The organism is Oceanobacter antarcticus, from assembly GCF_044962685.1.
In the GTDB taxonomy this organism is placed as follows: domain Bacteria; phylum Pseudomonadota; class Gammaproteobacteria; order Pseudomonadales; family Oceanobacteraceae; genus Oceanobacter; species Oceanobacter antarcticus.
Window position 1 is genome coordinate 1 of sequence record NZ_JBBKTX010000030.1, and the last position, 14384, is coordinate 14384.

The window sequence follows — 14384 nt, forward strand, 5'->3', positions numbered from 1 at the left end:
CCGGATGATCTCGACTCGGTGTCGCCGACTTTTGACTTGACCCGTCAGGCCTGCAAGTCGGCTTCGTGATTCGAAACCATCCGGTGGCCCAGAGTGAGCACCGGATTAAATAGATGTCCCCCCTAGATTAAAACATCAGGATTCAAGCATCAGGATTCAGCAATAGTAACGGTTTCCTGTCATCGGACAGCCCAGCAATCTGAAACAATCCGCTCACTCATCACCGTCGAACACCGCCAAACACCCGTTTAGTTCAATAGCCCTTGCTGGGCAAAACGCTGTGGAGGCTGACCAAAGTAACGCCGAAATGCCGCCACAAAGGCACTGCTGCTGGAATAGCCAAGTGACAACGCGATGGCAGCACTGCTTTCGCCTTCCCCCAGCCGCTGCATGGCTTCCATCAGCCTCAGCCGTGCACGCCATTGGCGAAAACTCAGCCCCGACTCACTGCGAAACAGCCGTTCAATGGTGCGCGGACTGGCGCCCGCCGCTGCGGCCAGTTGCGGTAATGAGCGCCCATCGGACGGATCCAGAGTTAACATATTCATCACCGCCAGCAAGCGCCTGTCTTGGCCGACGGGCAGGTGCAACGGCGAGGTTTCCAGACCGGACAGTTCATCCAGCAACACCTGAATCAGTCGAGCCGACTTGCCCTGCGCCGGTACCGACAAATCCAGTAGCAGCAAACGTAAAATCAATTCGCGCAACAGTGGCGTCACCGACATCACCTGACACTCAGTTGGTAACCGATCAAAGACGGAAGGATCAATAAAGAGGTAACGTATCGACGCCGGACTGACGACCAGAATTTCATGCTGCAGGCCACCGGTTATCCATACCGCATGACTGGGTGGTACCAGCCAGCTACCGCTTGCCGTGTTAACCCGCAACACCCCCGAGGCCGCCCAGGCCAGCTGACCGCGCACATGCTCATGGGCCGTACGCAGCGAACCGGCAGACAAGTCCTCTCCCAGATAAAGCACCGGTCGTTGCGGATCGATGCAACTGCTCATAATACGACCAGCACCACCCTCTGGACGCTGATGTGTTGCCGCCGCACATTGGTGATACATCAATCCTGGCGTAAATTCGATATTCATTGGCGTTCTATCGACTGTTGACATACCAGCAGCGTGCCACAATAACGGCCATACCCGCAACACCCTACAGAAGGAGCATTTTCTGGTGTTACTCAAGCAACCCAAATACCTGTTTTTGTTGGCGATGATGGGGTTGGCAGCACTTGTCTTGCTGTCGCCGCTGTCGTCGCTCACCAGCACCCAGAACCAGACGCTGGCGCTGGTTCTGCTTATTGTGCCGCTCTGGTCAACCGGTGCGATTCCTGAATTCCTGACCGCCCTGATTTTTTTCCTGATCGTTATCCTCTGTGGCCTGGCACCTCCCATAGAGGTGTTCGCAGGGTTTTCATCCACCGCGCTGTGGTTGATTTTTGCTGGCACAGTCATTGGTATGGGTATTCAGAATACCGGCCTGGGGGATCGCCTGGCCAGCGGCCTGCAAATACTACTGGCGGGCAGCTATCATCGCCTGGTCATCGGTCTGGTACTGATCAGTCTGCTGCTTGGCTTTTTGATGCCGTCATCCATGGGACGTCTGGTGATGATGCTGCCGATTGTGATGGCGCTGGCAGACCGGCTGGGCTTTCAGTCTGGCAGCCCAGGACGCTCTGGCATTCTGATCGCCGTTGCCATTGGCTCCCACATCCCTACCGTGGCCATTCTCCCCGCCAATATCCCCAATATGGTACTGAGTGGCGCGGCGGATTCGCTTTACGGGATCCAGTTCGGCTTTACCGATTTTCTATTATTACACTTTCCGGTGCTCGGACTGGCCAAAGCCGGGTTGCTGATCGCGATCATCCTCTGGGCCTATCCGGCACGCGAGTCGAACGAGATTCTGGCGCAAGGCAATACCACGACCAATGCCATCAGGCGGCCGTTTGATGGTAAACAAATCCGTATGTTGGCCATTCTGGCCATCGCTCTCGGACTTTGGTTGACGGATGAATGGCATGGGGTTAACCCCGCCTGGGTCGGCCTGGGAGCCGCCATTTTTCTGATGCTGCCAGGTGTCGGGTTGATCGATGCAGAAAAATTCAATATGAATATCACCATGTTGGTGTTTATTGCCGGTATTCTCGGCATTGGTGCCCTGATCAATAGCACGGGGCTTGGTCAATGGCTGGGACAACAGCTGGAATACGCCTTACCACTGGAACCAGGCCAACACTTTCGCAACTTTCTGTCGTTAGCCGCCAGCGCCTTTCTTACTACCCTGCCCACGACCCAGGCCGGAGCACCGGCCATACTCGCACCGATGGCCCAACATCTGGCTGAATCATCCGGGTTTCCGCTCCAAACCGTACTGATGACCCAGGTTCTGGGTTATTCCAGCATTATGTTTCCTTATCAGTCTGGCCCCTTGCTGATGGCGATTTACATGACCGGGGAACCCGTGCGACGAATTCTCAAGGTGCAGTTTCCACTGTCACTGCTCACCCTGCTGGTACTGGTGCCCGTGGATTACTTCTGGTGGGATTTTCTCGGTATGTTTGAGCCGTCATAAACAAAAAAACCGGATACCTGTGACGGCATCCGGTTTTTTAGTATCTGATGGATCGCGGCGCTTGATCCGCTATCCGGTCAGCACGGGATCAACCCTGACTGGCGTTGCCCTTGCGCGGCGGACGGCTGCTGCGAGGCGGCCCATCCTGACGACGACCATCACGACGCGGTGCATCACCACGGCGATTGTCAGTGCGACGATTGTCATTACGACGCGGGGCTGCGGAGGACGATTCCAGCGCCAGCTCTGAACGGTAAGGACGAATCCCCAGTGCCTGACCACAAACACGGGCCTTGCGCAGTACCGCCATGGCGGGTTCTGGCATGCCATCTGGAAGATCGACAACAGAGTACTGTTCAAAAATCTCGATGTGACCGATGAAGGCACTTTCCAAATCAGCTTCGTTGGCAATCGCGCCAACCAGGTTACCCGGCTTGAGACCATGGTCGTAACCAACACCGACCCAGTAACGCTGCATTTCCACATCCGGCTTGCCTTTTAGCGGCTTGGCACGGGCATCCGGTGCGGCTTTACGCGGTTCACGCGATTGACGCGGCGCACGTTCATTGCGATCACGCGGCTCACGCGTTTCGCGAGGCTCACGACGAGCGCGCAAGTCTTCGTTTTCGTCCAGGAACAATGGCTTGTCGCCTTGAATCAGGCTTGCCAGTGCTGCGGCCAATTCCAGTGGATCCACTTCGTGTTCTTGTTGCAACGATTCAACCATCTCGCGATAGACGGAATTTTTTTCCGGGCTGATGGCTTCCAGAATGCGCTGCTGAAAGCGCGACTTGCGCTTGGCATTGACGTCTTTTGCCGTTGGCAGCTGCATTTCTTCAATCTGCTGACGGGTAGCACGTTCAATGTCGCGCAACATGCGTTTTTCACGACCACGAACAAAAGCAATCGCCGCACCTTCACGACCGGCACGGCCAGTACGGCCAATACGGTGTACGTAGGATTCGGTGTCTTGCGGAATGTCGTAGTTGATAACGTGGGAAATACGCTCAACGTCCAGACCACGAGCCGCGACGTCGGTCGCAACAATAATATCCAGTCGACCGGCCTTGAGCTTCTCAACCGCTTTTTCACGCAGCTGCTGCGGAATGTCACCATTCAGCGGCGCACAACGGAAACCATGCTGTTGCATGAAATCAGCCACTTCTTCGGTAGCCTGCTTGGTGCGTACAAACACCATCATGGCATCAAAGTCTTCCACTTCAGCAATACGCAACAGCGCATCGTTTTTGTGGGCGCTGGTTACAAACCAGTAGCGCTGGGAAATATTGGAATTGGTGGTGGTCTTGTTCTGGATCTTGACCTGTACCGGGTCTTTCAGGTGAGTCTCGGCAACACGCTGGATTTCTTTTGGCATGGTCGCGGAGAACAAGGCAACCTGACGGGTGCGTGGCGTGTGCTCCAGAATCCAGTTAACGTCGTCGATAAAGCCCATACGCAGCATTTCATCGGCTTCGTCCAGTACCACAGCCTTGATGTCAGCCAGGTTCAGGCTGCCACGACGCAGGTGATCCATCACTCGGCCGGGTGTGCCCACAACCCATTGCGGACCACGCTTCAGCTCGCGCAACTGAGTACCGTAATCGGTACCACCATAAATAGCCGTAACGTTGATGTCGTTCATGTAACGACTGTACGTTTTGATGGCTTCAGCAACCTGTTGGGCCAGCTCACGGGTAGGAGCCAATACCAGTACCTGAGGTGTTTTGAAATCTGCCTGGGTGCGTGCCAGCAATGGCAAGGCGAAGGCAGCGGTTTTACCAGTACCGGTCTGGGCCATACCCAAAACGTCCTGACCAGCCAACAATGGCGGAATACCTGCGGCTTGAATCGGAGAGGGTGCTTCGTAGCCCAGCTCTTCAAGTGTACGCAGAATAGAGAATGGGAGGCCCAGGCTGGCGAAACCAGCGGGTGTAGTATCGGTCATATATTACCTATAGCAGTCACAGAGGCAGGGCGTTGGCCGTGTCTTTCAGAACAATGTCTGAACTGTGAGCTGATACCTGCACCTGTCTGTAGTGACGGTGGTCTCTGGTACCAACTATCTGCATTCGGCCTGGCCCGACATGTTTGTTTGTCGAAAGGGGGGCGGACTATACAGGATAGAAAAAATAATTTCCTGTTCTTTCTTGGCGTTGTAACAAAAACTACACGCTATTCTGCTTTGACCCTCAACTCGCTATACTCCCGGCTCATTTATTTGAGGAGTAACCCTGATGCTGAAAGTGAACCAGTATTTCGACGGCAAAGTCGCTTCGATTGGCTTGCAAACAAGCACGTTGCCAGCCACCGTTGGCGTCATGCTGCCCGGTGAATACGAATTCGGCACCAGCCAGAACGAAGTCATGACGGTCGTTTCCGGTGCCATCGATACGCTGCTTCCCGGTGCAACCGAATGGCAGTCCTTTGCCCAGGGTCAATCCTTCGCCATTGCTGCTGAGCAGAAATTCCAGGTGCGTATCACCACTGACACCGCGTATTTCTGCACTTACGAATAAGTTTTCGAACAAGCCAGTAAATAAGCCGACGACTCGGGTCGCCTGTTCGATTTACTCGGGCAGCGACTCAGAGGGTAACGCCTGCAGCATCCCTTCGACAGACTCCGGCTCCAATGCCTGGTCATACCAGAAGCCCTGGTGCACCACGCAACCGGAACGGCTTAAAAAATCCGCCTGACGGGCATTTTCAACCCCTTCGGCAACCAGCCCAAAACCCAGCTCCTGTGCCATTTTAACAATGGTACGGGTGATAACCTGGCTGTCCCCCGCGTCTTCCACTCCAGAGACAAAGCTGCGGTCGATTTTCAGCTTCTGTAACGGGAACCGATGCAAATAACCCAGCGATGAATAGCCGGTACCAAAATCATCAATCACCAGACCAATGCCCAGATCATTGATGGCTGAAATCAGTGTCAGTACCTGCGGTGTTGGCTCCAGCAATGCCCCTTCGGTCAGTTCCAGTTCAATATCACCGGGCTGCAAGCCGAACAATCCAACCAGCGATTGCAGTTGCTCCAGCAAATTGCCGGCAACAAAACTTTGCTGCGATATGTTCACCGCAACCGGTACCACAAGCAGGCCCTTGCTGCGCCAATGGAATATCTGGCGGGCCGTTTGCTGCAAGGTAAAACGGTCAATGTCCGGCATCAGACCTGCATCATGGGCACTACCCAGAAAACGATCCGGCAGCAACAAGCCGTCGGCCGGGTGCTGCCAGCGAATCAAGGCTTCAAGCCCGACCAGTTGGCCGGTGATGGCATCAACCTGGGGCTGATAAAACAGCCGCAGGCCACTGCCGTTTTGCAAGGCCACACGTAACTGACTAATCAGCTCCAACCGCGACGCGGCCGCCAGGGTCATGTCATTGTGGTAATAACAAACTGAATCGCGCCCGGCGCGCTTGGCTTCATGCAACGCGGTATCGGCGTTGTTAAGCAATTGCAGGGCTGAGTCTCCATGTTGTGGGTATATTGCCACTCCCATACACACGCTGACATACACTTCGAACCCGGCATCCAGGTCGTAGGATTGCTGCTCCAACTGGCGAATCCGGGTAACCACCTGCAAGGCATCATCCTGACTGGTCAGGTGCGGAATCAGCACACAAAACTCATCACCGCCGAGACGGGCCACATTTTCGCTACCCAGCCCACAACGAATCAAACGAAGACCAAACGCCTTGAGCAATTCATCGCCGTAGACATGCCCCAGGCTGTCGTTAATGGGTTTGAAATCATCAATATTAATGACCACAACGCCGACTTGCTTCGGTGCATCAGCCGTCGTAATGGCGGTTTCAATACGCTGGATGGCCAGGTTACGGTTAGGCAGGCCGGTGAGCACATCCCGATTCGCCAGCCATTCGGTGGACAGCGATAGCTGGCGACCGCTGGTCGCACCCTGCAACATGATCACCAGATAACGTACTGACTCATCCTCCCGCCGAATGGTCGTCACCCTGACCAGATGAGCAACCACATCTCCGGATGCCAGACGGTGATCTATTTCACCGACCCAGCTACCGGTACGACAGCTACTGACCAGAATATTGCGATAAAACGCGGGCGGGTGCTGCGCCCGGTGAAGACTCTGTAATTGTTTGCCTGCCAGTGTTGCGGCGCTATAACCGGTCATCCGGCAAAACGCCGGATTGACGGATTCAACGGTGCCGCTGCACGACAACACCAACACCCCTTCCTCCATCTGCTCAACAATCCGGTGATACAGGGGCAACGTGCTCTCCAGCCGGTTGGTCGAACCGATATCCTGCACCAGTCCATAACGCCAGATCTCGCCGTTTTGCTGTCGTTCAACCTCGGCTCGCACGTACACGCGCCGCTGTCGACCAGTGGGCAGCACAATCCGACACTCCAGCTGATAACCTTCCCCCTGCCTCAGACTCTCGGTAACCGTCGCCAATACCCGCTGACGATCGTCCTGGTGAATACGTCGCGCCAGATAGGGTAAACGCACCGCCTCGCCATCCAGCAAGCCAAACAACTGCTTCAGCTGTGGCGAGACCCGCAGCAAATTCGTAGCCGGGTGAAACTCCCAACTTCCCACCCCGGACAAACGCTCAATGTCCTCAGCAACCCTCACCTGGCACTGCAGCAGAGTGTCCAGTACTCCGACATCCGCGAACACCACCGCCATATGCGCCAGCGTCAGCAATGCTGAACGTCCTTCGCTCGACAGCACCATTTCGTCTTTTTCAAAAGCAAACGCCATCACCGCCCGCGGGCTGCCATGACTGACCAGGGGTAACACTAACCCCGGCATACCACCGAGCAAATATTGCCACACCGAAATGTCCTGGCCCGATTGCGGTGCCCGGCACTGGTAAATATCCGATAACGCCTCACCAGACTGTATCAGCGAGTCCAGTGAAAAATCCGCCAGCCGATTCAGCACATCCACCGGCTGCTGGCTAACCACCACATCCACCCGGCTTTGCCAACTGATTACCGGCGACGAAATCAACAACATGGCATCGACAGCACCCATCGCTTCGGCCACCAGGAACAGCATCCCTTCCAGATCCCCCTGAACCGTATCCCCTTCACTCGATACAAACGCCCGAGCACAACGCTCAACCACCTGACATAAACGGCGATTTCGGCTGCGGTGAAGGGTTTGGTTCGCTGCCACCAAATTCGAAGCGGGTTTGGCTGATTCGGGAAACGATCCGATCACAGAAATTCTCCCGCAGGCAGTTCACAAAACGACCTGCAATCCAATAAAAGTACAACCTGGGCAGCGTCAATCTACAGACGAAGAACCAGACCTCTCATCAATTTGACGTAATCGCCCGCAACAACCACACGCCGACAGGTTACTCTTGTAGAACCGTCGTCCGGATAGCTAAAAAGATCTACTGTACGACCGATCACCAATGACTTATATATCAAAAATGAACGTTTACGCCTATAGGAACCATACAAAGAGTTCTATTAAAAAATAGCCGCCACGGACTGATAGCCGTTACCAAGATAGTTGAATTTTTGCTAATTTATGTAATAACAACGACAGAAACTTGTGCTTTATGAAATAAAAGTGTCACTACAGCCTACGGAAAAATGCGCCATGTTCGATAAAACTGATCTGATCCGGCTAATTTCCAACACCATGCCATTTGGCAAATATCAGGGCAAAATCCTGATGGATTTACCGGAAGAATACCTGTTGTGGTTCGTCAACAAAGGTTTTCCCGAGGGCGAACTGGGAAGACTGATGGCGCTGGCACTTGAAATACGTATTAATGGATTGGAAGATTTGCTGACACCGCTGCGGCAGTCCGTGCAGCCCACCTCCAACACCCGACAGGAAACACGACATTGATACGGCTTGGCCTGCTCGAAACCGACGAGCTATACCCTGACCTCATCGCCGACTATCACTCCTACGGACACATGTTCGAACAGTTTTTCCGTTCACTTAACACGGAACAGGACTGGGAGTTTCGTTATTACCGGGTAACCCAGGGGGAGTTGCCAGTCTCTCTGGATGAGTGCGATGTGTTTTTGATTACCGGCTCCAAAACCGGCGTATACGATGACGTTGGCTGGTTGTCGCCGCTCTCGGCCTGGGTGCAACAGGCATATGCCGCACACAAACCATTAATCGGTATCTGTTTTGGCCACCAGCTGCTGGCCCACACTCTTGGCGGCACAGCCGCCCGCAGCGAACGGGGCTGGGGGATCGGGGTGCGTCTCAGCAAGGTGATACAACAGCCCGAATGGTGCAGTTTGTCGGCTGAACAATTTCGACTGATCTACAGCCACCGCGATCAGGTAGAACACCTGCCCGCCTCAGCCACCCGGCTGGCGTGCTGCGACTTCTGCCCGAACGCGGCGTTTTATATCAACAACCAGGTGTTAGCTTTTCAGGGCCACCCGGAATTTACCGCCGAATACACACGTCGTTTGCTGCCTCGTCGCCAGCAATGTATTGGTGAAGCGCGCTATCAGTCCGGCATGGCCACGTTGGTAGAGCCAACGGATGCCTCATTAATCGGTCAATGGATGCTGGATTTCATCACCTACAGCCAGAAGTAGACCCGTTTCCGGACTGCAGATCAGGTACGATAAGCCGCCATCTCGACGGCTTGTAATGTCAGGCCACGCATCTGCACCGTACCGCTATAGCGGTGCTCCCCGGTGGAACTGAACTCAAAGCCATAACAACGTTGCCATATCAATAAACTGCCCCGTCCAATGGCCGGTTTCATACGCTCCAATACCAGGGTGTCATCCAGCAGCTGCACCCCTTCGTCCTGGCAACGTCGTCGCGCATGTTTGAGCGCCACCAACCGCACCTTCTGCTGTACCGACCAGCCCCACCAGATCACCGCCAGCAGCAGCAAAATCACCAGACTATCCAGAGTCACCATCACTGCCACCTACCTCGCTTGTTTCCGGCTGCCCTTGTTTTAAGCCGCAAGTGTGCCCGGCATGTGCTGACAACTCAAACCGGATAGCAATCCCTCAACCGTATCCTCAGCGATTCAGCTGCACGGCAGTTTCTGCTATTCTGTCCGGCTGCAATCGTCAGCCCTGCAACCCATCCCGTTATTCTGTGGAGCCACCACCATGCCTCGTGCCTGCGCCCGCCATATTCTGGTAAAAACCCGTGAAGAAGCAGACAAACTCAAAACCCAGCTGGATAACGGCGCGGACTTCTCTCGCCTGGCACAAAAATTTTCCCAGTGCCCGTCAAAGAAAAATGGCGGCAGCCTCGGCGAATTCAACAAGGGCGATATGGTCAAGGCCTTTGACGATGTCGTGTTCAAGGGGCCAGTACTCAAAGTTCAGGGGCCGGTAAAAACGCAATTCGGTTTTCATCTGATTGAAACCATTTACCGTAACTGACCAGCAAACCAGAATCACCGGTTTCAGCATTCCGGCCAGCAAGACCATCCAATTCAGGGCTACGATTACAAAGGCCCCTACCACTATTACCCGCACTGTTGAGACATCCTTATGCTGCAAGCCGGACTGTTCCATACTCTGACCGTTATCGACCAACAACCCCAGGGGATGTACCTGGATGACGGCTTTGCTGGCAAGGTGTTGTTGCCCAACCGTCAGGTTCCCGAAGGTACTGTGATTGGCGACTCACTCACGGTATTTGTCTATCTGGATTCAGAAGACCGTATTATCGCCACCCTGCAGCGCCCCCGTATCCAGCTGAAGCAAGCGGCTTGTCTGGAGGCAGTGGATATCAACAACACCGGGGCTTTCCTCGACTGGGGCTTGCCAAAAGATCTGTTTGTCCCCTTCGCCGAACAGCAGCAGCGCATGGAACAGGGCAAGTCGTACGTGGTGTACCTTACCGAAGACAATACCGGCCGCCTGATCGGCAGTGCGAAACTGAACCGTTTTATCAAGGATCAGGCCATTGCCAATACCATCTACAACAAGGATGCCGAGCCACCACTCAAGACAGGAGATGCCGTCAAACTGTTGATTGCCCAGCGCACTGACCTCGGCTACAAGGCCATCATCAATCATCAATGGTGGGGGCTGCTGCACAATGATGACATCCGCACGGCCGTTCGTATTGGCATGAAACTCGATGGCTTCGTCAGAAAAGTGCGCGAAGATGGCAAGGTCGATCTCAGCCTGGAACGGATTGGTCACCACCGCGCCGATGGCCTGGCAGAACGGATCATGAAAAAACTGCAAGACAAAGGCGGCGTGCTGCATCTCAGTGACAGCAGCCCTGCGGATTTGATTGAAATGCACTTCGGCACCAGCAAGCGTGCCTTCAAGATGGCGATTGGCAAACTCTACAAGGAACGCCGCATCCTGATCGAACCAGACAGCATCCGCATCAACGGCGATGGCACCGCCATCGCCGTACCGGCCAGTCAACGTAAACATCACAAGCCTCGGCCGGTACAGCAAAAAGCTGCAGTCCAATCGCAGCCCGATACCGACAAGCCGCGACAACACGTGCCACTCGCACCGCAACCGCAGGTCGACCACGATAGCGCTTCAAAAGAACCCGTTACCGAAGCCCACGCGCCCAAAGCCCCACCGGTGAAAAAAGTATTTCACAGCAATCGCAAGCCACGGGCGTCGACCATGAAGTTAAAGAAGGACTGATTGGCAGCGCCGACTGCCGGTGCTCAAGAGCATGACGCTGGCGGGCATGGCCATTGGGATATATGGCGCTGCCCGCTCAGACTGGCAGCGCCATCCGTCGTACCAATTTTCACCATAACGATCAGAACGTATGAATCTCTCCCACATCCGGCAAGGCGTTTTCTGATCCGACAATCAATACACCGGATATTTTCGTCGGAATCGCCAGCACCGACGAATCCCCCCGGTAATGAAAAACGCCGCGGTGTTCTACCGCTTCCCTCACCTCAGGATGACGGAAAAACACTGCCTCACTGATGCGGAGCACCAATAGTGTCGATTCCCCACTACGTAACCAATAGGCCTGAGCCTGCTCACCGCCCACCTGCGTACTCCAGCTGGCCAGCACCCGGCTGCCCGGCCAGCTCACCGGACTATCATCGGTCGGCCCGGTTGCTCCCGCAGCTGATAACGGCAAAGGGCTGGCTTGCATACGCTGATATTGCGCCAGCGCATCGCTGACCATGGGAACGTCTGAAGCAGGCTGGAACGGTGGCAAGAGCAAGACCAGCAGCAAGACACACGCCATTGCCCAGCCACTCAAAACACCCCAATGGCCGTTGAACCCTGCCAACCAATCCCTCCATTTTTCCCTCTTTGAGATCACAGGCGTTGTCACTCCAGGACAGTCAGGACGGTTGTTTACCCCGGTCTCGACAATGGCATCCAGTCGTTGGAGCAACCCGGTCGATACCGCAGCAGATTGGCCGTACTGTCCCAGTCGCTGTTGCAGTAAAGTTTGCCGGATCAGATCCTCACGACAGTGCGCACAGCCAACCAGATGCGCCTCAACCTGACGCTTCTCGTCTTCTTCCAGTTCCTGATCGACATAACCCGCCAGCAAGATCTGCAGTTCGGCATGTAACGCCTCTTGTTGCTGCGAGTCGTAAACAAATCCGCTCATGGCTGTTTCCAATCCGCTCATGGCTGTTTCCTCATACTGTTGGTCTTACGGGCATCCAGCAGGTTGGCTGCCAACATGCGGCGACCACGGGATAAACGGCTCATCACCGTTCCCTTCGGAATATCCAGGGCATAACCGATGTCGTGATAGCTCAAGCCTTCTATATCTCGCAGTATCACCACCCATTGAAAATCATCCGGCAATCGGCTTATGGCTTGTTGCAGCTGTTGTTCATTACGCTGCGCCAGGAGCTGTTCAAAAGGGCCTGGGGCTGAACACTCATGGGCGTTCAATAATTGGTCATCCACCCGCAGAATCGGAGCCAACTGCGAGCGATGTGCCTCCTTGCGCAGTTCATCCGCACGTACCCGGCCCAGGATTTTCAGCAGCCAGGGATACATCAGCTGTTCATCCTGCAAGCTGGAAAAATCACGCCAGCCGCGCAGCAACGTCTCTTGCAACCAGTCTTCGGCCTGAGCCCGATTTGTTGCCTGCCGCATGGCAACAGCAAGCAGACGAACACGCCAGGGTCGGGTTAACTGCTGAAAAACGTCTGCTGTTGAATTCATGGATAATTTATCAATTGAGTGACACTCGGTTCGGTTCTCTCCCCAACAGACGGGCTCAGTCACTGTTTTATTCCCGCTAAAAAATAAAAAAATTCTCGGAATAAACCGCAACGTCTGTACGCCTTCAGAGGAAATACCCAATCGTATGGAACCAAACCATGAAATCCGCTCTATCACTGCTTTGTCTGAGTCTGATCATTCCTCTGGCCGCAGCGGCCACAGCAACTGAACAAACAACAACTGAACAAACAACAACTGAACAAACAGCAACGGAAAAACAAGCGGCCAGAGCGCCTCAAAAAGCCGCCGTCTGTTTTGGCTGTCACGGCAGTGACGGCTTTGGTCTGGGTCAGGAATATCCGAACCTGGCTGGCCAAAGTCAGTGGTATTTACAGAAGCAACTGCTGGCGTTTCGCAGTGGTGAACGCCAGGATCCAACCATGAAGGTCATGGCAGCAACCCTAACCGATACCGATATAAACGAACTGAGTCACTGGTTTGCCGGGCTTGGCCCTCGCGCCGATCGCCAAACCGCAGACCCGACCAACAAGCCGGGCGCGCCATCTTCCACTGCCGCCATCAGCCAATATTTCAGCGGACACCTATTCGCGACCATGAAAGCCGGTGCCACGATCCATGACCTGCCGCACAATACGGTCTGGGCAGGAGGCCCGGACATGCTCTACAACGCCTTGTCTCCCGATCAGAAATTGCTGCTTGCCACCAGCCCGTCGACCAATACGGTCTATATATTTGATGCCCAAACCGGCCAGCAACGTGCCATTGTTAACGTCGGCAAGGCCCCAAAAGGCGTAAAAATAACTCCGGATGGCAAGCTGGCTTATGTCAGCAATGAAGGCGGTGCCAGTGTCAGTGTGATTGACCTGGGCACCCATCAGGTGATTGATACCATCAAGGTAGAAGAAGCACCACACAACGTCCGTTTTAATCGCTCAGGCACTCTGGCTTACGTCACCCTGCAAGGGGGAGCTGGCATTGGTGTGATCAATACCAGCACCCGAAAACAAACCAAAGTAATCCCGGTGCCAGGCATTACCGGACCACACAATATTGACTTGTCTGCCGATGAAAAAATCGCTTACGTCCGCGACTTTGTTCACCATGTGGCAGTACTGGATCTGGTTAAAGAAAAGGTATTAAAGGTGATTACCGTCGGTAATGGCCATGGTGGAATCGATGTATCCCCCGACGGGTCGGTCATTGCAACAGCCGCTATTGGGGACAATATTATTTCCATCATCGACCCGATCAGCTGGAAAAGCACCAACGTGATCGTCGGCAATGGCCCCCACGGCATCCGTACCAGTGCCGACAGCCGCTGGATCTACGTCACGCTGACCAAAGAAAACCGCATCGCCATTGTGGATGCCAAAACCCGTCAAGTCGTTGCCAAAATCGACGTTGGCCAGTTTCCATTCTGGCTGGCCTTGCCGGGTAATATCTAGTAGCAGGCGTTCTCAATTATTTGACACGGCCTGTCAGGGTACAAATCCCGTCATTCAGAGAGCAGAGAATGGCGAGTCCTTTTCAAGTCCGACAACACCGCATGGCGGGATGATGTTGACCCTGACCCTTCGGGCTTAGGACTGTGCTCTTTTAGGCCCGCCAGATGACTGTCGAGGCCAAAGAAAGCGGGTACCTG

13 protein-coding genes are annotated in these 14384 nt (G+C 54.5%); 7 read left to right on the forward strand and 6 right to left on the reverse strand.

Going from position 1 to position 14384, the window contains the following annotated elements; genetic code table 11:
• Positions 1–248 precede the first annotated feature (248 nt).
• Positions 249–1100, reverse strand: coding sequence for an AraC family transcriptional regulator (locus WG929_RS18535; RefSeq protein ID WP_416207260.1), 852 nt, complete (start codon positions 1098–1100; stop codon positions 249–251).
• Positions 1101–1185: 85 nt separating this feature from the next.
• Here WG929_RS18535 and WG929_RS18540 point away from each other — a divergent pair, with 85 nt between their 5' ends.
• Complete coding sequence (locus WG929_RS18540; protein ID WP_416207261.1) at positions 1186–2586, forward strand: SLC13 family permease; 1401 nt, start codon at positions 1186–1188, stop codon at positions 2584–2586.
• 88 nt (positions 2587–2674) lie between these two features.
• Here the strand turns inward: WG929_RS18540 and WG929_RS18545 are convergent, their stop codons facing one another.
• A complete protein-coding gene (locus WG929_RS18545) occupies positions 2675–4531 on the reverse strand; it encodes a DEAD/DEAH box helicase (RefSeq protein ID WP_416207262.1) in 1857 nt (618 codons plus the stop codon).
• A 289-nt stretch (positions 4532–4820) separates the two neighbouring features.
• Between WG929_RS18545 and ppnP the strand changes: the two genes are divergently transcribed.
• Positions 4821–5102, forward strand: coding sequence for a pyrimidine/purine nucleoside phosphorylase (gene ppnP / locus WG929_RS18550; RefSeq protein ID WP_369854688.1), 282 nt, complete (start codon positions 4821–4823; stop codon positions 5100–5102).
• A gap of 51 nt (positions 5103–5153) precedes the next feature.
• On the opposite strand, the gene WG929_RS18555 is transcribed toward ppnP, so the two are convergent.
• The gene (locus WG929_RS18555; RefSeq protein WP_416207263.1) at positions 5154–7796 is read right to left on the reverse strand and encodes a putative bifunctional diguanylate cyclase/phosphodiesterase; all 2643 of its coding nucleotides are present in this window, start codon (positions 7794–7796) and stop codon (positions 5154–5156) included.
• A 390-nt stretch (positions 7797–8186) separates the two neighbouring features.
• Here WG929_RS18555 and WG929_RS18560 point away from each other — a divergent pair, with 390 nt between their 5' ends.
• Positions 8187–8441 carry a DUF3820 family protein gene (locus WG929_RS18560; RefSeq protein ID WP_416207264.1) on the forward strand — a complete coding sequence of 85 codons (255 nt, stop codon included), beginning with the start codon at positions 8187–8189 and terminating at the stop codon, positions 8439–8441.
• Entirely contained in the window at positions 8438–9157 is a 720-nt protein-coding gene (locus WG929_RS18565; RefSeq protein ID WP_416207265.1) for a glutamine amidotransferase-related protein, read from the forward strand. Before WG929_RS18560 ends, WG929_RS18565 begins: the two co-directional genes overlap by 4 nt.
• A gap of 20 nt (positions 9158–9177) precedes the next feature.
• On the opposite strand, the gene WG929_RS18570 is transcribed toward WG929_RS18565, so the two are convergent.
• A complete protein-coding gene (locus tag WG929_RS18570) occupies positions 9178–9492 on the reverse strand; it encodes a DUF3301 domain-containing protein (protein WP_416207266.1) in 315 nt (104 codons plus the stop codon).
• Positions 9493–9691: 199 nt separating this feature from the next.
• Between WG929_RS18570 and WG929_RS18575 the strand changes: the two genes are divergently transcribed.
• The gene (locus tag WG929_RS18575) at positions 9692–9970 is read left to right on the forward strand and encodes a peptidylprolyl isomerase (protein WP_369854694.1); all 279 of its coding nucleotides are present in this window, start codon (positions 9692–9694) and stop codon (positions 9968–9970) included.
• Between the two features lie 111 nt (positions 9971–10081).
• Positions 10082–11209, forward strand: coding sequence for a CvfB family protein (locus WG929_RS18580; protein ID WP_416207267.1), 1128 nt, complete (start codon positions 10082–10084; stop codon positions 11207–11209).
• 121 nt (positions 11210–11330) lie between these two features.
• Here WG929_RS18580 and WG929_RS18585 read toward each other — a convergent pair whose 3' ends face one another.
• On the reverse strand, positions 11331–12173 hold the full coding sequence (locus WG929_RS18585) for a zf-HC2 domain-containing protein (RefSeq protein ID WP_416207268.1): 843 nt from the start codon (positions 12171–12173) through the stop codon (positions 11331–11333).
• Positions 12170–12721 (reverse strand): sigma-70 family RNA polymerase sigma factor, encoded by a 552-nt coding sequence (locus WG929_RS18590; RefSeq protein ID WP_416207269.1) that lies wholly within the window; start codon positions 12719–12721, stop codon positions 12170–12172. The genes WG929_RS18585 and WG929_RS18590 overlap by 4 nt, the downstream gene beginning before the upstream one ends.
• Positions 12722–12879: 158 nt before the next feature.
• Between WG929_RS18590 and WG929_RS18595 the strand changes: the two genes are divergently transcribed.
• Positions 12880–14187, forward strand: a complete 1308-nt coding sequence (locus WG929_RS18595; protein ID WP_416207270.1) for a c-type cytochrome — start codon at positions 12880–12882, stop codon at positions 14185–14187.
• Positions 14188–14384 lie beyond the last annotated feature (197 nt).